The sequence below is a fragment of the Rhodococcus sp. 2H158 genome, assembly GCF_053764755.1.
Genome location: NZ_JBSNCE010000005.1, coordinates 1 through 20,845 on the forward strand (window position 1 = coordinate 1; position 20,845 = coordinate 20,845).

At 72.3% G+C, this 20,845-nt stretch carries 18 protein-coding genes; 3 read left to right on the forward strand and 15 right to left on the reverse strand.

Features of this window, described 5'->3' with window-relative positions; translation table 11 throughout:
- Positions 1-36: 36 nt before the first annotated feature.
- From ACWPOB_RS05890 to ACWPOB_RS05955, 14 genes are all read right to left on the reverse strand, one after another.
- A complete protein-coding gene (locus ACWPOB_RS05890) occupies positions 37-1,362 on the reverse strand; it encodes an MFS transporter (protein WP_100057831.1) in 1,326 nt (441 codons plus the stop codon).
- A 51-nt stretch (positions 1,363-1,413) separates the two neighbouring features.
- Positions 1,414-2,874: a benzaldehyde dehydrogenase gene (locus tag ACWPOB_RS05895; RefSeq protein ID WP_455400207.1), complete on the reverse strand. Its 1,461-nt coding sequence runs from the start codon at positions 2,872-2,874 to the stop codon at positions 1,414-1,416.
- A 321-nt stretch (positions 2,875-3,195) separates the two neighbouring features.
- Positions 3,196-4,335 carry a CaiB/BaiF CoA transferase family protein gene (locus ACWPOB_RS05900; protein WP_455400208.1) on the reverse strand — a complete coding sequence of 380 codons (1,140 nt, stop codon included), beginning with the start codon at positions 4,333-4,335 and terminating at the stop codon, positions 3,196-3,198.
- A gap of 31 nt (positions 4,336-4,366) precedes the next feature.
- The gene (locus ACWPOB_RS05905) at positions 4,367-5,548 is read right to left on the reverse strand and encodes a mandelate racemase/muconate lactonizing enzyme family protein (RefSeq protein WP_006939130.1); all 1,182 of its coding nucleotides are present in this window, start codon (positions 5,546-5,548) and stop codon (positions 4,367-4,369) included.
- The gene (locus ACWPOB_RS05910) at positions 5,545-6,798 is read right to left on the reverse strand and encodes a CaiB/BaiF CoA transferase family protein (RefSeq protein ID WP_100057863.1); all 1,254 of its coding nucleotides are present in this window, start codon (positions 6,796-6,798) and stop codon (positions 5,545-5,547) included. The genes ACWPOB_RS05905 and ACWPOB_RS05910 overlap by 4 nt, the downstream gene beginning before the upstream one ends.
- Positions 6,795-7,982 carry an acyl-CoA dehydrogenase family protein gene (locus tag ACWPOB_RS05915; protein WP_100057862.1) on the reverse strand — a complete coding sequence of 396 codons (1,188 nt, stop codon included), beginning with the start codon at positions 7,980-7,982 and terminating at the stop codon, positions 6,795-6,797. The genes ACWPOB_RS05910 and ACWPOB_RS05915 overlap by 4 nt, the downstream gene beginning before the upstream one ends.
- A gap of 181 nt (positions 7,983-8,163) precedes the next feature.
- Positions 8,164-9,087 (reverse strand): LysR substrate-binding domain-containing protein, encoded by a 924-nt coding sequence (locus ACWPOB_RS05920; protein ID WP_100057861.1) that lies wholly within the window; start codon positions 9,085-9,087, stop codon positions 8,164-8,166.
- 43 nt (positions 9,088-9,130) lie between these two features.
- Entirely contained in the window at positions 9,131-10,084 is a 954-nt protein-coding gene (locus ACWPOB_RS05925; protein WP_455400209.1) for a hypothetical protein, read from the reverse strand.
- Between the two features lie 12 nt (positions 10,085-10,096).
- Positions 10,097-10,720: a hypothetical protein gene (locus ACWPOB_RS05930; protein ID WP_100058481.1), complete on the reverse strand. Its 624-nt coding sequence runs from the start codon at positions 10,718-10,720 to the stop codon at positions 10,097-10,099.
- Entirely contained in the window at positions 10,717-12,372 is a 1,656-nt protein-coding gene (locus ACWPOB_RS05935) for an NERD domain-containing protein (RefSeq protein ID WP_455400210.1), read from the reverse strand. The genes ACWPOB_RS05930 and ACWPOB_RS05935 overlap by 4 nt, the downstream gene beginning before the upstream one ends.
- A 4-nt stretch (positions 12,373-12,376) precedes the next feature.
- Positions 12,377-14,461 carry a hypothetical protein gene (locus ACWPOB_RS05940; protein ID WP_455400211.1) on the reverse strand — a complete coding sequence of 695 codons (2,085 nt, stop codon included), beginning with the start codon at positions 14,459-14,461 and terminating at the stop codon, positions 12,377-12,379.
- 105 nt (positions 14,462-14,566) lie between these two features.
- Positions 14,567-15,802 (reverse strand): type II toxin-antitoxin system HipA family toxin, encoded by a 1,236-nt coding sequence (locus tag ACWPOB_RS05945; RefSeq protein ID WP_455400212.1) that lies wholly within the window; start codon positions 15,800-15,802, stop codon positions 14,567-14,569.
- Positions 15,803-15,807: 5 nt separating this feature from the next.
- The gene (locus ACWPOB_RS05950) at positions 15,808-16,050 is read right to left on the reverse strand and encodes a helix-turn-helix transcriptional regulator (protein WP_100058431.1); all 243 of its coding nucleotides are present in this window, start codon (positions 16,048-16,050) and stop codon (positions 15,808-15,810) included.
- A 186-nt stretch (positions 16,051-16,236) separates the two neighbouring features.
- The gene (locus ACWPOB_RS05955) at positions 16,237-16,428 is read right to left on the reverse strand and encodes a hypothetical protein (protein WP_100058432.1); all 192 of its coding nucleotides are present in this window, start codon (positions 16,426-16,428) and stop codon (positions 16,237-16,239) included.
- A 238-nt stretch (positions 16,429-16,666) separates the two neighbouring features.
- Here ACWPOB_RS05955 and ACWPOB_RS05960 point away from each other — a divergent pair, with 238 nt between their 5' ends.
- Genes ACWPOB_RS05960 through ACWPOB_RS05970 form a run of 3 tightly spaced genes read left to right on the forward strand, consistent with a single transcriptional unit; the run spans position 16,667 to position 19,787 of the window.
- Entirely contained in the window at positions 16,667-17,893 is a 1,227-nt protein-coding gene (locus ACWPOB_RS05960; protein WP_455400213.1) for a CaiB/BaiF CoA transferase family protein, read from the forward strand.
- Positions 17,890-18,828: a hydroxymethylglutaryl-CoA lyase gene (locus ACWPOB_RS05965; protein WP_455400214.1), complete on the forward strand. Its 939-nt coding sequence runs from the start codon at positions 17,890-17,892 to the stop codon at positions 18,826-18,828. Before ACWPOB_RS05960 ends, ACWPOB_RS05965 begins: the two co-directional genes overlap by 4 nt.
- The gene (locus tag ACWPOB_RS05970; RefSeq protein ID WP_455400215.1) at positions 18,810-19,787 is read left to right on the forward strand and encodes a glycerate kinase; all 978 of its coding nucleotides are present in this window, start codon (positions 18,810-18,812) and stop codon (positions 19,785-19,787) included. The genes ACWPOB_RS05965 and ACWPOB_RS05970 overlap by 19 nt, the downstream gene beginning before the upstream one ends.
- A 24-nt stretch (positions 19,788-19,811) precedes the next feature.
- Here ACWPOB_RS05970 and ACWPOB_RS05975 read toward each other — a convergent pair whose 3' ends face one another.
- Positions 19,812-20,810 (reverse strand): hypothetical protein, encoded by a 999-nt coding sequence (locus ACWPOB_RS05975; RefSeq protein ID WP_455400216.1) that lies wholly within the window; start codon positions 20,808-20,810, stop codon positions 19,812-19,814.
- Positions 20,811-20,845: the final 35 nt, after the last annotated feature.

Below are 20,845 nucleotides of genomic sequence, written 5' to 3' on the forward strand. Positions count from 1 at the left end.
CCCTTTTGTGTTCCCCCCCCCCGCCGGTGACGCGGATCAGGCGCTCAGGTCGACGTCCTTGCTCTCCTTGACGAACCGGGCGAGGACCACGGCACTCAGGGCGCAGCCGGCGACCAGGTACACGATCACGCTGCCGATGGTGCCGGAGCCGGCGTACAGCGAGGCCACGATGACCGGGGTGAAGCCGGCACCGAGGAGGCTGCCGATCTGGTAGCCGAGGGAGGCGCCGGTGTAGCGGGCGCGGGTGCCGAACTGCTCGGCGAGGAACGCCGGCATGGGGCCGAACGTCAGCGACTGCAGGACCGAGCAGGCGATCACGAAGGCCAGCACGACCAGCAGGAAGTTGCCGGACGACGCGAGCTGGAACAGCGGCCACGCCAGGACGACCATGCCGACGAAGCCGGTCATCATGACGGGCTTGCGCCCGTAGGTGTCCGACAGCCGGGCGGCGCCGAGGATGCCGAAGATCGCGACGAACTGGCAGATCGCGAAGGCGGTGAGGCCCTGCGACCGGGACACGCCGTTCCCGGCGGCGTAGGTGATCACGAACGTCGAGAACAGGGCCTGGATCACGAACGGCGCGGTGCACACCAGTCCGGCGAGGATCAGGGTGCGCGGCGCGCGCAGGATCGTCACCAGCGGGATGGTCTCCTTGGTCCGGTCCTTCTTCGCCTCGGCGGCGCGCAGCGCCTCCTCGAAGACGGGGCTCTCGGCGATGCGGGCCCGCACGAACAGGCCGACGGCAAGCAGGACGGCCGAGAACAGGAACGGGACGCGCCAGCCCCACGAGAGGAAGTCGTCCTCCGGCAGGAGGGCGGCGAGCGAGAGGGCGACGGTGCCGAGCACGGCGCCGGTGGGGCCACCGGCGTTGGTGAACGCCGCCGCGAAGCCACGGTTGCGGCCCTTGACGTGCTCGAGCGACATCAGGGCCGCCCCGCCCCACTCGCCGCCGATCGCGACGCCCTGCACCGCACGCAGCAGGATCAGCATCACGGCGCCCCAGGTGGGTATCGCCGGGACGAGGCCGATCAGGAAGGACGCCACCCCCATGATCGTCATCGACAGCATGAGCATCTTCTTGCGGCCGATGCGATCGCCGAAGTGACCGAAGACGATGCCGCCGAGCGGGCGGGAGATGTAGCCGATGGCGAAGGTCGCGTAGGAGGCGATCAGCGCGAGGCCGGGGCTGAGGTTTGCGAAGAACACGGGGCCGAACACGAGCGAGGAGGCGGTCGCGTACAGGATGAAGTCGTAGAACTCGACGGTGCTCCCGAGGTAGCTCGAGAACACGACGCGACGGATGTCCTTGTTCCGCTGCGCCGGCGCGACGATGGCGGCGTGCTCTGGGTCTGCGAGGGTCATGGTGGGTCCTTACTCTGCGAGGACGATGCTAGATCCGGTCGGCGGGGCCGCTCAGAAGGGGTAGACGGGCACGTCGCGGCTGACGGTGATCCAGCGCGACTCGGTGAACGCCTCGATGCTGTTGGCGGCACCGCCGAATCGGGCGCCGTTGCCCGAGGCGCCGAGGCCGCCGAACGGGATGTTCGCCTCGTCGCCGACGGTCTGGTCGTTGATGTGGGCGATGCCGGTGGGGATCCGCTCGGCGAGGGCGAGGCCCTTGCCGACGTCGCGGGTGAAGATGCCGAGCGACAGCCCGTACTCGGTGTCGGTGGCCAGGGCCACGGCCTCGTCGAGGGTCGAGAACTTCACGACGGGAGCGACGGGCCCGAACACCTCCCGGGCGTAGGCGGGGGCGCCGGCGGGGACGTCGGCGAGGACGGTGGGCCGGTAGAACAGACCCTCGTAGGTGCCGCCCGCCACGAGGCGGGCGCCGGCGTCCACGGACGCGGTGACCAGAGCGTGGATCTTCTCGAGCTGACCGTGGTCGATGATCGGTCCGAGGGCGACCTGCTCGGTGACCGGGTCGCCGACGGGCAGCGCCTCGGCCTTGGCGGCGAGCTGCGCGACGTACTCGTCGTAGACGGACTCGTGCACGATGTGCCGGCCGGTGGTCATGCACACCTGGCCCTGGTGCAGGAAGGAACCGGCGGCACCGGCGGCCACCGTGGCGGCGAGGTCGGCGTCGTCGAGGACGACGATCGCGGAGTTGCCGCCGAGTTCGAGGTGGACCTTCTTGAGGTTGCGGGACGCGGCGGCGCCGACGGCGCGGCCGGCCGGGGTGGAGCCGGTGAAGGAGATGACCGGTACCCGCGGGTCGTCGACGAGGGCGGCGCCGACGTCGGCGCCGGCGGGCAGCACGGACAGTACTCCGGCGGGCAGGCCGGCCTGCTCGAAGATGCGGGCGAGGGCCACGCCGCCGCAGACGGCGGTACGCGGGTCGGGCTTGAGGATCACGGCGTTGCCGAGGGCGAGCGCCGGCGCGACGGATCGGATGGCGAGGATCAGCGGGAAGTTGAACGGCGCGATGACACCGACGACACCGACGGGCACCCGCTTCGACATGCTCAGGCGCGGCGCCTCGCTGGGCAGGATCTCGCCGAGCGCGTGCGAGGGCAGGGCCGCGCCCTCGAAGCACTCCTGCGCCGCGACGTGCGTCTCGAGCTGTGCCTTGGGGCGCAGGGAGCCGGACTCGCGCATGATCCAGTGCTCGACCTCGTCGGCGTGCTGCTGCCACAGGTCGCCGGCGCGGCGCAGCACGGCGGCGCGTTCGGTGTGCGGGCGGGCCGCCCAATCGCGCTGGGCCGCGACGGCACGGTCGACGGCGCGTTCGAGGTCGCCCTCGTCGGCGAGGCCGACGCTGCCGAGCGTCGCGCCGGTCGCCGGTTCGACGACCTTGCTCTCACCGGCGCCGCCGGGGATCCAGTCTCCGGCGAAGATCTTTCCCTGCCAGATGGATTCGTCGAGAAGTGCCATCACGAACTCCTTGTGTACGGGTGCCGGACCGGCCGGCGGGCGAAGCGGGGGCACGCGGCGGTCGCGGCCGTGAATGAGGGGACCGCCGAGGCGGCCGTGGGTGAGGGGACCGCCGAGGCGGCCGGACGAGGCGGGCTGGACGCTCGCTCGGTGTCGGGGAGCGAGCCCTCCGTTGGCCCCTGAAGTATGGGTCACGTCACAATGGCGTGAAAAGCAGAATTAGCCGGTGATATTCCACAGGTCTGCTCAACAATGGTGGCATGCGGGACCGCGGGCGGCACCGAAGCCGGTCGCCACCCGCGGATCCGGTGAACCTGCAGGTCAGGGGGTCGGCACGACGGCGTCGAGAATGCCCCACGTGCGCAGGATCTCGGACGGGTCGTCCTGTCCGGGCACGGGAGGTGCCGTCGGCACGCCCGCCGGGGTGCGCGAGAAGCGGGGCGCGGGTGCAGGTTCGGGGTGACCGTCCCGGTACAGGAAGGTGCCCCGTGCGGTGAGGTGCGCGTCGGCGGGCGCCTCGGTCATCGAAAGGATCGGGGCGACACAGGCATCCGTGTCCCGGAAGACCGCCGACCACGCGTCGCGCGGGCGGGTGGCGAACGCGGCGGCGATCCGCTCGCGCAGCTCCGGCCAGCGCCGGCGGTCCCACTGCCCCGGTAGCTCGCCGTCCGTATCGAGGCCGAGCCCCGCGAGAAGCTGGGCGTAGAAGGGTGGTTCGAGGGCCGCGACCGCGACGTGCCGGCCGTCGGAGGTCTCGTACACGTCGACGAACGGGGCGCCGGAGTCGATGAGGTTGGTGCCGCGCTCGTCGTGCCACGCGCCCCCGGCGAGCATCGAATACGGGTTGGCCATCAGGTGCGCGACGCCGTCGACGATCGCGGCATCGACGACCTGACCACACCCGGAGCGCTGCGCCTCCCACAGCGCGGCGAGGATGCCCGACACGAGATACATTGCACCGCCTCCGAAGTCGCCGACCAGGCTGAGCGGCAGCTGCGGGGGCCCGCCGGCCCGGCCGATCGCGTGCAGCGATCCGACCAGGGCCTGATAGGTGGGGTCGTGCCCGGCGCGCTGCGCGAGCGGCCCGTCCTGACCCCAGCCGGTCATCCGGCCGTACACCAGCTTCGGGTTGCGCGCCCAGCAGTCCTCGGGGCCCAGGCCCAGGCGTTCGGTGACGCCGGGCCGGTAGCCCTCGATCAGCACGTCGGCCTTCTCGACCAGCGCGAGCACCGTCGCGAGCCCGTCCGGGTCCTTCAGGTCGGCACCGATCATCCGCTTGCCGCGCTGGAGGGTGTCCAGCCGCGGATCGATCGGCATGGTGAACCCGGCGCCGGCGCGCTCGACGCGCACGACGTCGGCGCCCTGATCGGCGAGGAACATCGCGGCGAACGGCGCCGGTCCCAGCCCGGCCAGTTCCACGACCTTCAGGCCGGCCAGCGGGCCCGTCCGGTGTTCGGTCATCGTGATCTTCTCCTGCAGGTTCTCGGCGTCGCTAGACGCCGACGAGCTCGCCGACGGTGACGGTCTGCTTGCCCTCGGTGATGTGCGAGGCGATGAACTCCTCGTTCAGTTCGATGCCGAAGCCCGGGCCCTCGTTCGGGTAGAGCTTGCCGTCGGCGAAGATCGGCACGTTCAGGGCGATGTCCTGCGTGATCTTCTGCTCGGCGTTCTCCCACTGGTTGTTGATGATCAGCGGACCGAGGTTCTCGTGGGTGAACTGCGACGCCCAGTTGTTGGCGATCATCAGGTGCGCCGAGGGGCTGGCCTCGAGGCCCGAGCCGATCATGCAGCCACTCATGACGGCCATGTCGGCGAGGCGGGCCATCGTCAGCCAGCGCTGCGCCTTGAGCAGGCCACCGGCCTTCTGCATCTTGATGAACAGGCCGTCGGCGGCGCGACGTTCGATGATCTCCCGGATGTTGTGCAGCTCCTGCGCCGACTCGTCGGCGAAGATCGGCGTGTCGATGCGGCTGCGCAGGCGCGCCATGCCTTCGATGTCCCAGTGCGGGACGGGCTGCTCGATGCACTCCATGCCGTACCGGTCGAGCCGGCGCATCGTCTTCAGCGCCTGGTCGTAGTTCCAGAAGCCGTTGGCGTCGACCACGATCCGGGCGGAGTCACCCAGCGCGGCACGGACCTCGCGGACGTTGTCCACGTCGTGGTCGGAGTTGCCGTCGGACTTGAGTTTGATCAGGCAGAAGCCCTTCTCGTGGGCCTGCACGGCCTCGGCGACCACCTGGTCGACCGGGCCGGCGGAGGCGACCCAGCCCTGCACGGAGGCATCGGCGTTCTTCCCGCCGAGCAGCTGGTACACCGGCACGCCCAGGGCCTTGCCCTTGAGGTCGTGCAGCGCGAAGTCGACGAGAGCCTTGGCCTGGTTGTTGTCGCGGACGAAGGTGTCCATCTGCCCGACGATCTTCTCGATGTTGAGCGGATCCTGGCCGATCAGGAACGCCGGGGCGATGTGGTTCGCGATCATCGCCGTCATCGATTCCTGGGTCTCGCCCCGGTACCAGGTGGAGGTGTCGCCGCTGTCGCCGTAGCCGACGATCCCCTCGTCGGTGTGCAGCTTCAGCACGACGGAATGGATGTGGGTGATCCTGGTCCCCGGCATGAGGAACGGCTTGACCAGCGGTGTGGAGACCGGGATCAGTTCGACCTTGGTGATGATCATGCGACGTGCTCCTGAGCGGAAGAAGGGATGACGGTGGCGCCGGCGTCGGCCAGGGCCGTGAGTTCGGCGGTGTCGAGGCCGGCCTCCCGGAGGATCTCGACGGTGTGCTCGCCGATGAGCGGGGCGCGGCGCTCGACCGCGCCCGGGGTGCGGGAGAGCTTGGCGGGGATGCCGGGGACGGTGACGGCACGGCCGTTGTGCGGGTGCGTGACGGTCGGCAGCATGTCGCGGGCCCGGAAGTGGGGGTCCGCGAAGATGTCCGCGGCGTCGAGGATCGGGCCGAGCGGCACCTTGCCCCCGAGCAGCTCGATGAGTTCGGCGACGGTGCGGGTGCGGGTCCAGGCGTTGACCACCTCGTAGACGGCGTCGCGGTTGAGCCACCGGTCGTGGTCGGTGGCGAACCGCGGGTCGTCGACGAGTTCCGGCTGCCCCATGACGGCGGCGAGCTTGGCCCACTGCGGGTTGTGCGGGGCGCCGAGCGCGACGACGCCGTCCTTTGCCTGCACCGTGTCGAACGGCGCGAAACCCTGCAGCTGGTTGCCGAGCGGGCCGGGGACCTGCCCGGTGTGGCCGTAGGTGTTGACCACGACCTCGGAGATCGCGAGGACGGCGTCGGCCATGGCGACGTCGACGTACTGGCCCTGCCCGGTGCGCTCGGCGTCGCGCAGGGCGGTGAGGATCCCGAAGGCGGCGAACAGGCCCGGAACCGTGTCGCCGACACCGGAACCCACCCGGACGGGGTGCTCGGCGTCGGTACCGGTGATGGACATGAGCCCACCCATGGCCTGCGCGACGATGTCGAACGCCGGCCAGTCCCGGTAGGGGCTGTGCCCGCCGGTCTTGTCGCCGAATCCGCGGATCGAGGCGTACACCAGGCGGGGATTGCGCGCGGCGAGGGTGTCGTAGTCGAGGCCGAAGCGGTCCATGACGCCGGCGCTGAAGTTCTCGACGAGGATGTCGGCGTCGTCGATCAGGCGCAGCAGCACGTCGCGGGCGTCGGGCTTCTTCAGGTCCAGCACGATCGACCGCTTGTTGCGGTTGGCCGACTGGAACACTCCGCCGTAGTCGCGCGGCTCGTCGTCGGAGGCGAACGGGCCGGTGTAGCGGAGGAAGTCGCCGCGCGGCGGCTCCACCTTGATCACGTCGGCCCCCTGGTCGGCGAGCAGCGACGTGCAGAACGGCCCGGCGAGGGCCTGGGTCAGGTCGATGACCCGCACCCCGTCGAGGGCGCGGCGCCGGCTGGTGCTCATGCGGTGGCCTCCCGTCCGAGCAGCGCGCGGCCGATGACGACCTTCTGGATCTGCGGGGTGCCCTCGCCGATCTCGAGTCCGGAGACGTCGCGCAGCATGGCCTGCAGCGGCAGTTCCTCGGCGAAGCCGCTGTGACCGTGGGCGACGATGCAGTCGCGGATGGTCTGCAGCGAGACGTCGGTGGCGTAGAGCTTGGTCATCGCGGCCTCCTTCGTGAAGGGTCTGCCGGCGTCGGCGAGAGAGAGGGCGCGGTAGGTGAGCCAGCGGGCCGCCTCGAGCTTGGTGGCGTTCTCGGCGATCGGGAAGGACACGCCCTGGAACGAGGCGACCGGCTTGCCGAACGCCTTGCGGGACTTGACGTAGTCGATGGTGATGTCGAGGGCCTTGCGGGCGACTCCGGTCGACATCAGGCCGATGACCGAACGGGTGTAGTCGAATTCGCTCATGACGAGCCGGAATCCGTTGCCGACGCCACCGATGACGTACTCGTCCGGGACGAAGACGTCGTCGAGGAACACGCCGGCCCGGCCGAGCGGCTTCCAGCCGGCGTCGGGGAACTTCTGCATGCTCACGCCCTCGGAGTCGAGGGGCACGAGGAAGGCGGTGACGCCGGATTCCTCCGGGGTGGCGCCGCGGGCCTTGACGAAGGTGATCATCGCCTTGGCGTGCGGGGCGAAGGTGATGGACGTCTTCTCGCCGTTGAGCTTCCAGCCGCCGTCGACCTTCTCGGCCTTGGCGCGCATGGCCATCGCGTCCGAGCCGCTGCCCGGCTCGGTCAGGCCGAGGGCGACGACGTGGCGGCCCTCGACGATGCCGCGCACCCAGTCCTTGGCGACATCGGGGGCGAGGAAGCGCTCGAGCAGCGGGCCGGTGAGGTTGTTCGTGTAGGCGAGCTGGCTGAGGTAGAAGTTCGCGTAGGCCAGTTCCTCGTGGGCGATGCCGAGGTGCGTCTTGGTGAGCACCTCACCGATGCGACCCTGGCCGCCGTTCTCCTCGGAGACGCCGAGGCCGAGGAGGCCCTGTGCGGCCATCTTCTCGGCGAGGTCCCACGGGAACTCCTCGCGGTGGGCGCGTTCGAGATAGCTCTCGGCGTGCGGTGCCGCGAACTCGCGGACCCACTGGGCGAACTCCTCGTGTTCTGGCGCGAAGAGGACCGGCGGATGCAGGGCGTCCGTGGCAGACATTATCGATCTCCTCGAAGTGGTTGTGAATCAGCGCTTCTCATCGGCGCCGGGAACGGAACCCGGACCGCGCGCTGCCGATCAGCGCGTCGGAACCCAGTATGTCCGCAGTCACAACCTCAGAAAAGAACAGGAATCTGCTGATTGATATGAGAAATACTCAAGAATGGTCGGCAAGCGCCGCTCACAGCGCGCCCACGCGGGCCGTTGCGAACGAAATGAACTCGCGCACCACCCGGCTGAGCACCACGTCGGGTCGCCAGGCGATGACCAGCCGCACCGGATCGAGCTCGGGGACGTCGATCGGCAACAGCACGATCTTCAGTCCGCCGTAGGTGCGGTTGAGCTGCGGCTGGTGCAGCATGATCGTCCAGCCCAGGCCCCGGCCGACGTACGCCCGCACGGTCTCGTAGTTCGCCGACCGGTACTCGATCCGGGGCGTGAACCCGGCCCGCGCACACACCTGCATCGCGTGTGTCGAGGCCGGCGCCGCGTCAAGTAACACCATCGGTTCGTCCCGCACCGAGGCCAGCTCCACCGGGCCGGGCGTGGCCGCCAGCCGGTGCCCCGCCGGCACGACCAGCGCCGGCCGCCTCGTCATCAGCGTGGCGGTGCGCCATGCGGGTGGCAGCTCCAGGTCGTAGGTGATCACCGCGTCCAGCGCCCCGCCCTCGAGTCGCTCGGCCAGCTCGTCGGCCATCGCCTCCCGGAACTCGAGCGACACCCGCGGGTGAAGCTCGGTGAACTCGGACAGCAGCGGCGGCAGGATCGTCGGCCCGACCGTCGTGTAACAGCCGACGGCGAGCCGGCCGGCGAGCTCGCCGCCTGCCCCGAGCATCTCGTCCTCGATCTCGCTCGCCTGCTGCAGCAGGGCCCGCGCCCGGGCCAGCAGCGACTCCCCCGCCGGCGTGAGGTGCACGCCGTGGGCACGGCGGCGTACGCACAGCTGCGCCGACAGCGCCTTCTCGAGTTCGGTGACAGCCAGCGACACCGCCGACTGCGACACCAGCAGCCGGTCGGCCGCCGCGCTGATCGTCCCGGTCTCGGCGACGGCGACGAAGGCGACCAGTTGCCGCATGGTGAAGGCCGGCGCCCGGTCGCTGCTCATGAATCGATCATATGGGCGGTCCGCGCCGCGCCCGTCGCGGCGGTCAGGCGTCGGGGGCGGTCGTCAGCGGCACGTCGCCGCCCGGCCGCCGGCGGGGCTCCGCGACCCGGTGCAGCCCCCGGCCCAGCTTGCCGACCCCGGTGCTGCCCGCCCCGACGGCCCGGCCGCCGAGGGTGCGGGCGCTGTCGCCGAGGGTGCGGGCGCTGTCGCCGAGGGCACCGCCGACGGCCCGGACCGGTTTGCCCAGCTCCGCCAGGTTCTCGGCCACCGACGGATCCTCGGCCTCGAGGGCGCGCTCCGCGGCGCTGCCGAGCGCCGCCGCGACGTCGTCCAGGTCCGCCCGGAGCCGGGCGATGTCCTTCTTCACCCGGGCGGTCGACAGCCACCGCACCAGCTCGAACGGCGTGAGCGCCGCGTAGCTCGCCAGCCGTGCGCGGGCGCGCAGCAGCAGCCCGACGTCCCGCTCGACGCGCCCGGCGAGCGTCGTGCCGACCGCCGCGCGTTCGTGCCCGAGCCGGTCCGGTTCGGTGGTGCGGATCCGTTCGAGCCGCAGCCGCTGCCACAGGTTCAGCGAGTCCTCGACGAGGACGAGCAGCTGCAACGTCTCGCCGAGCCGGTCGGTCTCCACGGCCTGCTGAAGGCAGGCCACCCGGTCCTGCGCCGGCGCGTCGACGGCGAGCCCGTCGAGCACTTCTCCGGTGTGGGCACGCAGCCGCCCGGCCCGATCGGCGAGTACGTCGCCGAGGCCGCGCACGGATTCCCAGTCGGTGGCGCGCAGCTGCCCGGTGGCGTCCAGGAGCCCCGCCACCCGGGTCAGCGCGTTGTGGTGGTCGACGGCGTCCCCGCCTTCGGGCGCGCCGACCAGCTCGAAGATCTCCTCGGAGAACTCGTGCACCCGCGCGACGGCGGCCTCGACCGAGACGATCGCGTCCCGCAGCGCGCGGGCGACGGCTTCGTCGGCGGGACCCGGTTCCTCGATGTGCGCGTCGTCGGCCATGGCTCCATGGTGCTACGCGCGCACGACGGGCGCAGCAGGATGCCCCGTGCCGAGCAGGTGACGGATGCCGAAGCCGGTGACCAGGGCGGTCACGAACGCCATCAGCAGGCCGCCGAGCGCGCCGATCGCCACGGTGAGCCACAGCGGCTGGCCGGGCTGCCACAGCGGCGTGCACACCACGAGGAACAGCGTGAGACCGGCCAGCCACGCACCGGCCGTCCACACGATCCAGCGCCCGGCGCGCGGGAGGTGCCGGCGCAGCTCGAGCCACTGCGCGACCCCGATCGAACCCAGCAACGCCACGCCGAAGACGACACCGAGCGCGATCGGGATCGCCACCGGCCACGCGGACCACGTCTCGTAGAACGTCGAGGGCGACATCCCCAGCAGGTAGGCGCACGCGGCGGCGACACCCGTGCCCAGCACCCAGCGCCGGACCGACATCGCGGGCAGCCGGTGCCGCAGCACCCGCGCCTGCGACCAGCCCAGCACCGATCCCTCGACGACACCGGCCGCCATCAGCGCCGGCAACGCCGCGGCACTGTCGAACAGCAGGGCTCCGACGACCGCGGGAACGAGGAATCCGACGAACTCCCCCGCCGTCGCCGACACCGTCCAGTCCCGCAGCAGGCTCATCGGCCGAGCCCCAGCCGTGCCGCCAGCTCCGGACCGCCGACCTGCCGGACGAAGTCCGGGTCCCCGCACACCACCAGCTGGTCGCGGGCCCGGGACAACCCCACGTACAGGCGCTCGCGCGAGCGCTCCTGGGGCAGCGTCTCGTTCACCGCGAGCACCACCGCCCGGCGCTCGAGTCCCTTGAAGCCGAGGACATGCCCGTAGAAGACCTGTTCGGTGTCCCAGAAGCTGTCCCAGTACGCCGAGTTGCCCTCGGACTGGCGCGCCACCTGCTCCGGGTGCCGGCTGCCCGTCGCGAGCAGCGCGACGTCGCCGGGCCGCCAGCCCTCCTCGAGCAGGGCGTCGATCCGGTCGTCGGCCACGGCGAGCGCCTCGTCGCCGCGGCACGCGACGAACTGCACGTCGGGGCCGTCGCCGCCGAGCAGCCGCATCCGCTGCCCGACGAGCGGGCCGAAGGTCCCCGCGATCTGCCGGGTGTTGCGCAGGTTGTGGTCGAGCACCAGCGGAACCAGCGGCACCGGGGGCCGGCCCTCCCGGTCGAACACCCGCTGCGCCTCGTCGGTGAACACGTAGATGCCGCTGGTCTCCTCGTCGCGCAGGGCGGCCATGATCGGATCCCACCAGGCGTCGGCGAAGTCCTGCGCCTCGTCGACGACGACCGCGTCGAAGCGTTGTCCCTCCGGCAGGGACCGGGCCAGCTCGGTCATCTGGACGGGCAGGTCGTGTTCCCAGAAGCGCACGGTGTCGGCGGTGCGCAGGGCCTCGTCGGGCCCCTCGGCGGCCCCCCACCGCCGGCCGAGGGCGTGGAACTCGCCGACGTATGCGGGCCGCTTCTTCCGGTTCCACGTCGCGGTGATCCGCTGCAGGTACGACGCGAGGCCGTGCGAATAGCAGATCAACGCGACCCGCTGGTGCTGCTCGGCGAGGCGCCGGGCCTGCTCGAGGGCGAGGAACGTCTTGCCGGTGCCGGCGCCGCCGCGCACCTCGACGCGGGTCAGCAGGCGGGTCGCGTCGAGGATGACGGCCTGCTGCTCGGTGAGCCGGTCCGCGGCGTCCTCGTTGGCGACGGCACGCGACACCACGTCGCGCTGCGGCAGGCCACGGCCCGCGAGCACCTCGGCGAACTGGTCGACGCCGTCGGCGACGAGGGCCGGCCGGTCGAGTTCCTGCTTGTCGAGCACCGCGCGCAGCCGTTCGGCGATGCTGCCGAGGTCGTTGCGGTCGATCACCTTCCAGCGGGGGCACTCGGGCAGGGCGAAGTCGGCGCGGACCTCGGTGTTGGGCAGGACGACGAAGTGGTCCCAGCGCAGCCGGCCCTGCGTCCAGCGGGGGTCGGCCTCGACGTAGCGGCGCAGCGCGTAGCAGGACTGCATCACCTGCCGGACCGGATCGATCGACCGGTCCTTGCCCTGCCGGGCCTGCACCCACTGGAAGCCGTCGTGCCACACCTGGCCGCCCTTGACCTCGAGGCACACGATGCCGTGGCCCTCGAGGGCTACGACGAAGTCGATCTCGTGGTCCTTGAGATGGTCGGTGACGCGCAGGCCCGCGGCGACGAGATCACCGTCGCCGAGCTGCCGGCCGAGCGCCTCCCAGACGACGCGTTCGGCGTCGTTCGCCAACAGCGGATGCTCGGGTCTGCGGATCGGCATGCGCTCAGCTTGGCACGCGCACCCATGCCTGCTCGAGCAATGCGGTCACCTCGGCCTCGTGCCGCGCCCGGTAGGCGCTGAGCACCCGACGCGGCCGGGTCTCGTCGCCCAGGCCGACGGCGGCGGCGAAGGCCGGCGCGACGCCCTCGTCCGGCACGATCTCCGGGGCCGAGTGGCCGATGAGGGCGAGCGCCTTGCGCAGCGGTTCCGCGTTGTCGGCGACGGTGCGCAGCGGCAGCACGTCGAACCGGCCGCCGGGGTGGAACTCGAGGAACATCTCGTTGCCCTCCTCCACCCCGAGGTCCTCGAGGAACCGTCGCACGCTGCCGAGATGGGGGGACGCGCCCGTCCAGCGCACGACCTGGGTGCCCAGCCGGGACGACAGGGAGACCTCGCGTCCCGGGGCGCAGCCGATGATCCCCGCGACCGCGGACGGCACCGGGAAGTCGGCACCGCGCAGGTGGTCACGCGTGGCGGTGACCCGCAGCCGCCACACGTCGCCGAGGCGGTAGAGGCGGCGGGTGCGGTGCGGCGGCTTGATGCTCACGTGGGTACGGCGGCGCCGGCGCACCCGGCCGTCGACGATCTCGAAGTCACCGCTGCCGGCGAAGATGCGGGCGCTGGTCGGCGACACCCCGAAACGCTCGACCAGCCGGTCGACGACGCGGTCCAGGTCGGCGGATCCGCCGTCGGCGTCGACGATCCGGGCGATGCGGCCGCGCACCGCGCCCGCCTCGTCGGTCTCCCATTCGCTGAGTGACCACCTGCCGTCCTCGGAGAGCGTGAACCGTTCGTCGGCGCCGATCGCGTCGATCACGGCGGCGGGACCGGCGGGGGTGCCCATGCGGTCGACGAGCTCCGCGGCCGGCAGCGGATCCCCGATCACCTCGAGAACCGCCGCGGCATGATCGGCGAACGCGGACCGCCGGGTCAGAGCGCGGCCCTCGAACATCGGTACACCGCACCGGCGCAGCCACGCGGCGAACTCCGCGGCGGGCAGGTCCCACACGACAGCGACGGCCGCGGGTTCGACGACCCCGTTCGGGGATTCGAACTCGGCGAGCAGCGCGTGGGTGCGCCGCTCGGCCTCGGCGAGACCGGGCACGGCGACCCACCCGTCGACCACCTCGAAGCGGTCGTCGAGGCGGGCGAGAGCCCGCCACAGCGGCACGTCGAGTCCCGGGACGGGCTGGGCCAGCTCCGGCCGCAGCCCCAGCATCCGGTCGAGGGCGGCGACGGGGCGCACGTCCACGCGCAGCGCCGCGAGCAGGTCGCCGACGGCGGTACCGAACGCGAAGGTCGACGGGGCGCCCGGGTCGGGCGGCTCGTCGCCGAGGACGCGGCGGCGGATCGCGTCGCGCTCGGGCGCGGACAGCCCGGCGACGTACGCGGCGAGTTCGTCGAGTGCGCGGTGGGGCGCCGGCACGGGCAGGTCACGTGCGGTCAGGGCGGCGATGCGCGCGGCGACCTGCTGGATCTCCTCGGGGGTGCCGTCCTCGAGCTCGACCCGCACCAACGGCCGGTCGGGGTCGGCGCGCAGCCCGCGCCACCGCGCGAGCGCGACGAGGTCGTCGATCAGCAGCGACAGCGCAGGCGGGAGCGTGGGGGCGTCGGTCGCCCCCCGCAGCGACGCCGGGTCCCGCAGGATCGCGAGGACGAGGACGGCCTGCACGATCTGGTGCACGGTCTCCGGGCCCGCACCGCGCACGGAGAACAGGGCGGCGGGCGTGTAGCCGAGCAGGCCGGCGGTGGTCGCCGCGCGGGGCAGCCGCGCGACGGTGGCGGCGGCACGGGTGCCGAGCCCGAGCGCCGCGACGGGGACGTCGACGGTGTCGGCGATTCCCGTGGAGAACGCGAGATCGGGGTGCTCGGTGACGTAGATGCGGGCCAGTTCCCCACAGATCGCCACGACGTCGGCGGAGGCGGCGGTCTCTGCCGGGGACCGGCGTTCCCACCAGCGCTCGTCGGGCACGAGGGCGGCCAGTTGCGCGTTGCGGGCCGAGCCGTACCGGTCGAGCCACGGCATCAGGTCGAGCCAGACGTACTCGCTGAGCATCCCGGGGGACAGTGCAGTCGACCACAGCGACACGACCCGGTGCTCCTCTTCGATGCGCGACAGGCGACCGCGGTCTCGTGCGGGACGCCCGTCGGGGACTCTACCGGCCGGGGGTCCGGCCGACGTACGACGACCGGATCAGCCGAGTTCGTCGGCGCGCCGGACCAGCATGTCCCGCAGGCGGGCCGTGTCCCGGTCGTCGAACCCGATGTCGGCGACGCGGTCGAGGCCGCCGGCGATCCCGCGCCGGATCCCGTCGAGCATCCGGACGACGGCGCGTTCGGGCACGCCGAGCCGGCCGCCGGACTCGACGAAGTGGCGGCGGGTGAGCTTGTTGGCCTTGCCGTACAGGTCGAGGGCCATCGGGTCGCGCCAACCGAGGTAGGGCTGGGTGCACAGGAGGTCGTAGGCCGGGGTGACGGCCCACAGCCCGGCCTCGGTCAGGTGGATGGAGAAGTTCTTCCCGTGCAGGTCACCGTTGCCGACGGCGTACGAGTAGGCCACGAGCCGCAGCAGTTCGAGGGTGGCGACGCGGGCCGATCCGCCGCCGCGCTCGCACGCGGCGGCCAGCGCCTCGACGACGCGTTCGGTCTTCAGCCGGTACTTGGCCGCCGGGTAGACACCGAGGACCTGGCAGGCGTCCTCCTGCGCGGTGCGGTGGACGGTGTGGCCGGGACCGATCCAGCGGTCGAAGCGGGCGACGAGCAGTCCCGCGTTGCCCCTGCGGTCGTAGACGAGCTGATGCCCGGCGACGGCGAGGCCGCAGGCGGTCGCGAGACCCATGAAGAAGTGCTCGTTCTCGACCAGGCGGGGATAGCCGCGGGGTGGTGCGAGTTTGAGGATGGCGGGGCCCTGCACCGTCGCGACGGGGGCGGAGTACATCTGGGCCGACACCTTCGCCTGCACTCCCGGCAGGGAGGTCGGGTCGAGGACGACGGACTCGTGGCCGGAGATCCGGTCGAACAGCTCGTGCAGGTCCTCACGCCGGACGGCATCCGGGTCGAGCAGGAGCGTCGACGTCGGTGGCCGGGCGCCGGCGGGGAGCACCCGCACATCGCCGATGGTGTCCGCGCCGACCGCCATGAGGATGGTGAGGTGGTCGTCTTCGGAGGTCTTGGTGGCGGCGACGGCGCCGCGGAGCCGGATGCCCTCCGGCAGCAGGCCGGCGAAGAACGGGGGCACGCTGCCGCCGCCGGCGCGGACCTCCTCCCCGGTCTTCGGCACCGTCCACGCGAGGGCGGGAGCGGCCGGATCGTCGAGGTAGTCCTGCACGTACCGGAACACGACATCGTGGCCGTCCCGGCTGAGGTGCCCGGCCAGGCGGTCGCCCTTGTACACGTCGGCGCTGTCGACGGCGACCAGACGTTCGACCACCGCGCTCACCCGGCCCGGTCGCCGCGCGTCGTGAGGGTCAGGTCGCAGCCCAGCGCGTCGGCGATCGCCACGACGAGGTCGAGTTGCACGGTGGCGCGACCGGACTCGAGCGACTGGACGCTCGAGCGCGACACACCGGCGAGGTCGGCGAGCTCGGACTGGGTGAGGCCGAGCCGGTGCCGCCGGTCCACGAAGTGGTCACCGAGACCGCCGCGTCCCGTGCGGGTGCGACGACGAGGCGTGGCCACGGCACCTCCTCTCTGTGCTTGCGACGGCATGCTTTGCATCGAGTGTGCCGTCGTCACGCCCCGTTGTCCAGGCTTGTGCCTGCTATTGCAAGCTCAACAGGGGTGAGGCGCCTCGAGTGCCTTGGGTACGGGGCTTCGGCAGGCTCTCGCAAGCCCAAGGGACCCGACCTGTCAGTGCGCGGCCTGTCAGTGCGCGAGGCGATCCGGCTCGACCTCCAGCTGCGCCGCGGGCCGAAGCCGCAGCAGCACCAGGCCCGCGACCGACGCCACGATCAGTGAGCCGACGGCACCGTGCACGTGCAGCGCGTTGACGGCGATCCCGGCGCCGACCAGACCCACCAGCAGCGCACACCACAGAACGACTTTCGCGACCACCATGACCCAAGCACCTTCCCGAGGCCCCCGTCCGACAGTGAAGAATAGTGCGCTGGGTCACACGATCGCGGGAGGGGCGCGGCGTGTCCGCTCGCCGTCGGCACAGGGCACACGCCGCGCCGCGGCACAGGGCACACGCCGCGCCGCGGCACAGGGCACACGCCGCGCCGCGGCACAGGGCACACGCCGCGCCGCGGCACAGGGCACACGCCGCGCCGCGGCACAGGGCACACTGTTGCGCATGAACTCGGAGGAGATCCTGCGCCCTCTCGAGGGCATCCGCGTCCTCGAACTCGGCAACTACATCGCCGCACCCACCGCGGGCCGGCTGCTCGCCGACTTCGGCGCCGAGGTCATCAAGGTCGAACGTCCCCGCACCGGCGACGAACTGCGCAATTGGCGCCTGTACGCCGGGGACACGTCGATGCTGTACCGCACGGTGAACCGCAACAAGAAGTCCATCGTGGTGGACCTGCGTACCGACGCCGGCCGGGCCGTGATCCTCGATCTGGTGCGCCACTGCGACGTGCTGCTCGAGAACTTCCGGCCGGGCACACTGGAGAAGTGGGGCATGGGCCCCGAGGTGCTGTCGGAGATCAAGCCCGACCTGGTGATCACCCGGATCTCCGCGTTCGGCCAGACGGGTCCCCTCGCGGATCGCCCCGGATTCGCGGCCGTCGCCGAGGCCGTGGGCGGGTTCCGCGAACTCGTCGGGGATCCGGACCGGCCGCCGGTGCGGGTGGGGGTGTCGATCGGCGACTCCATCGCCGGGCTGTACGCGGCCTTCGGCTCGGTCACGGCGCTGCTGCAGCGGCAGCTGATCGGGTCGCTGCCGATGGTGAACCGGGTCGTCGACGTCGCACTGAACGAGTCGATGCTGTCGATGATGGAATCGCTGATTCCCGACTACCTCGCCTACGGCGTCCGGCGCGAACGGGTCGGCGGCCGCATGGAGGGCATCGCCCCCTCGAACGCCTACCCCTGCTCGGACGGCACCTCCGTGATCATCGCCGGCAACGCGGACGCCATCTTCCAGCGCTACATGCGCACCATCGAGCGGCCCGACCTCGCCGACGATCCCGGCCTGACCACCAACCACGGGCGGTGGGCCCGGCGGGAGGAACTCGACGCCGCGATCGCCGACTGGACGCGGCGCCGGCCGCGCGACGACGTGCTCGGGATCCTCGAGGCCGCGGGGGTGCCGTGCGGGCCGATCTACACGGCGGCCGACATCGTCGACGACGAGCAGTACCGGGCCCGGAACATGATCCAGCACTTCGCCGTCGACGTCGGCGAGGACGAGCCGAAGCAGGTCGGGTTCCCGGGCATCGTGCCCGTGCTCGGCGGCCGGTCGCTGCCCATCCGCAACGTCGGGCCGGACCTGGGCGAACACACCCGCGAGATCCTCGGCGGCCTGCTCGGCCGGACCGAGGCCGAGATCGACGAGCTCCTGGAGGTGGTGTCGTGAGCGGTGGTGTCGTGAGGGCCGGGGCACCGCAACTGCGCGACGTGACCCTGCGCGACGGGCTGCAACTGACCGGCAAGGTGCTGCCCACCGAGCGCCGGGCACAGATCGTCCGTGCCCTGCTGAGCGCCGGCGTGCCGCAGCTCGAGATCGGCTCGATGGCCCGACCCGATCTGGTGCCCCCGATGGCCGGCACCGTCGAACTGATCGGGATGCTCACCCCCGAGGAACTCGACCGCTGCTACATCTGGGTGGCCACGCCGCGGCACGTGGAGAAGGCGGCCGCCGCCGGCGCCCGGCACTTCCAGTACTGCCTGTCGGTGTCGGACGCACACAACCGCGCCAACATCGGCCGGGACACCGACGCGAGCCTCGCCGCGATGCCCACCGCGGTGGAGCACGCCCACGCTGCCGGCGGCAGCATCCAGCTCTGTCTGGCCACGGCGTTCACCTGCCCGTTCGACGGGCCTGTCGACCCCGACCGGGTGCTCGAGATCGCGTGCGACCCCCGCGCCGACGGCGCCGCCGACATCGTCCTGGCGGACACCCTCGGCCAGGCCGTGCCGGCGCAGGTCGCGGCGCTGGTGTCCCGGGTGCGCGACGACTCCCCCGCCCGCCGCATCGTCTTCCACGGCCACGACACCTGGGGTCTGGGCGTCGCCAACAGCCTCGCGGCGATCGGGGCGGGCGCCGCGGTGGTGGACGGTTCGCTCGGCGGCCTCGGCGGCTGCCCGTTCGCCCCCGGCGCGAGCGGCAACACCGCGAGCGAGGACCTGCTCTTCGCCACCCGGCCCCCCTGGCTGACCCCGGCGGTGTTCGCCGACCTGGTCCGGCTCGGGGAAACCGTCGTCGCCGAACTGGGCGAGCCGAACCGCTCCCGCGCTGCGCAGGGGGCCCGATCCGAGGCCGCGGCGTTCGAATGGGTGGTGAACCGGTGAGGGTGCTGATCGCCCCGGACAGTTTCAAGGGCACGTACCGGGCTGCGGAGGTCGCCGAGGAGGTGGCGGCCGGCGCGGAATCCGCCGGGCTCGAGGCGATCCGGATGCCGGTGGCCGACGGCGGCGACGGCACCCTCGAAGTGCTCACCGGCCCGCTCGGCCTCGAGCTGATCGAGATGGAATCCGTGAACCCCTGGCGCGCACCGTGCTCGGGATCGTTCGGACTCGGCGAGGACGGCACCGCGGTCGTCGAACTCGCCACCTTCAGCGGAATCACCACACCGCACAAGGGCTTCCGTGATCCGATGACGGCGGACACCTACGGCACCGGGCTGGCGATGGTCGAGGCACTGCGGCGCGGCGCCACGCACATCGTCGTCGCGGCCGGCGGGTCGGCCACGACCGACGGCGGGCTCGGCGCGATCACCGCCATCATGGAGGCCGGCGGCCTGGGCACCGCCACCGTCACGGTGCTGACGGACGTGACCACCCGCTACGCCGACGCCGCCGTGGTGTTCGGCCCGCAGAAGGGCGCCGACGAGACGGCCGTGGAGCGGCTCACGCGGCGCCTCGAGGACGCGGCCGTGACGCTTCCGCGTGATCCGCGCGAGGTCGACGGCACCGGCGCGGCCGGCGGTTTCGCCGGCGGCATGTGGGCGCAGTTCGCCGCGGACCTGCGCTCGGGAGCCGAATTCGTGCTCGACGCCGTCGGTTTCGAGGCGGCCCTCGCCGGCGCCGACCTCGTCGTCATCGGCGAGGGCCGCCTCGACGGACAGTCCCGCGCCGGAAAGATCGTCTCGGCGATCCTCGCCCGGGTCCACACGGTTCCGGTCGTGGCGGTGGTGGGATCCGTCGGCGACGACCTCGGTGACTACCGTGACCGATTCGCGGAGATCATGGTCGCCACCGATCTCGACGCCATGCGCGCGGCCGGCGCCCGGCTCGCACGCCTCGCCTGAATCGAACGATATTCCCGGGGAACGTCATTCGCACGGCGGTGCGGTGACGGTCGTCGTCGGCGGCGTCGGGCCGGGGCGGGGGCCGAGATCGGGGTCGGACGCCCGCACCGACCAGCCCGCGGGACGGACCTCGGGCGCCTGCGCGGCCGGAGTGTCGCGCCCCGGGCACGGAACCGCGGACGGCGTCCCGGTCTCCGGCGAGAGACTGGTCTGCGGTGCGGGCACGGACCGGACGGCGTCGGCCGGGCGCGGCGGCTCGGACGGTCCGGCCCCACCGATGGCGACGGCCAGCCCGCCGCCGAGCAGCACGGCCAGCGCGACGAGGGCCGACACCAGCACCGCCACCCGGCGGCCCGGAGAAGGCGCCGGGGCCGGCGGCCGATCGGTGTGTGCGGCCACGAGCGCGGCTCCGGTGGCCCGGTGCCACGGCACGCCGTGCGGGGTCACGAACGGCACCCCGAGGACCGCGGACAACTCCCGGGCGACCGCGGCGTCGCCGGGTCGCAGGTCCAGGAAGGCCAGCGCCTCCGGCGCCACCCCGGCCCGCGCCACGGCCTCGTCCGCGGCCTCCGGCAAGGCCGGGGCGATCCCACCGAAGTCGTCCTCCGCCACGGCGACCGACGCGAGGACCGCCCCCGAACGGATGTCGGCGACCGACGCGGTCGTGGCCGCATCGTCGCGGCCGATCAGTGCCACCACCCGTACACCCTCGAGTTCCGGGGTCGCGGCGAGGAAGGCCAGCCGGGCCTCGTCGACCCCCACGGACTGCACCGGCACAGCGGTCTCCCCGGAGTCCGGCACGACCGCCTCGGACGCCACCAGTCCGGCCCGGGCGAACGGCACCCCGGCCCGCGCGGCGCGCTCGGTCATCACCGCGAGCGCCCGGCGCACCGCCTCGGCGTCCGTGCGTTCGCCGGCGGCCCACCGCTGCGTGTCGAACGGGCCGAGCGCCGGAACGTCGGCATCCACGAGCACCGCACAGACCTCACCGGCATCGATCGCAACGCCGAGCACCGCACGCATCACTGCCCTTCCGCCGACGGGACGATGCCCGAGCG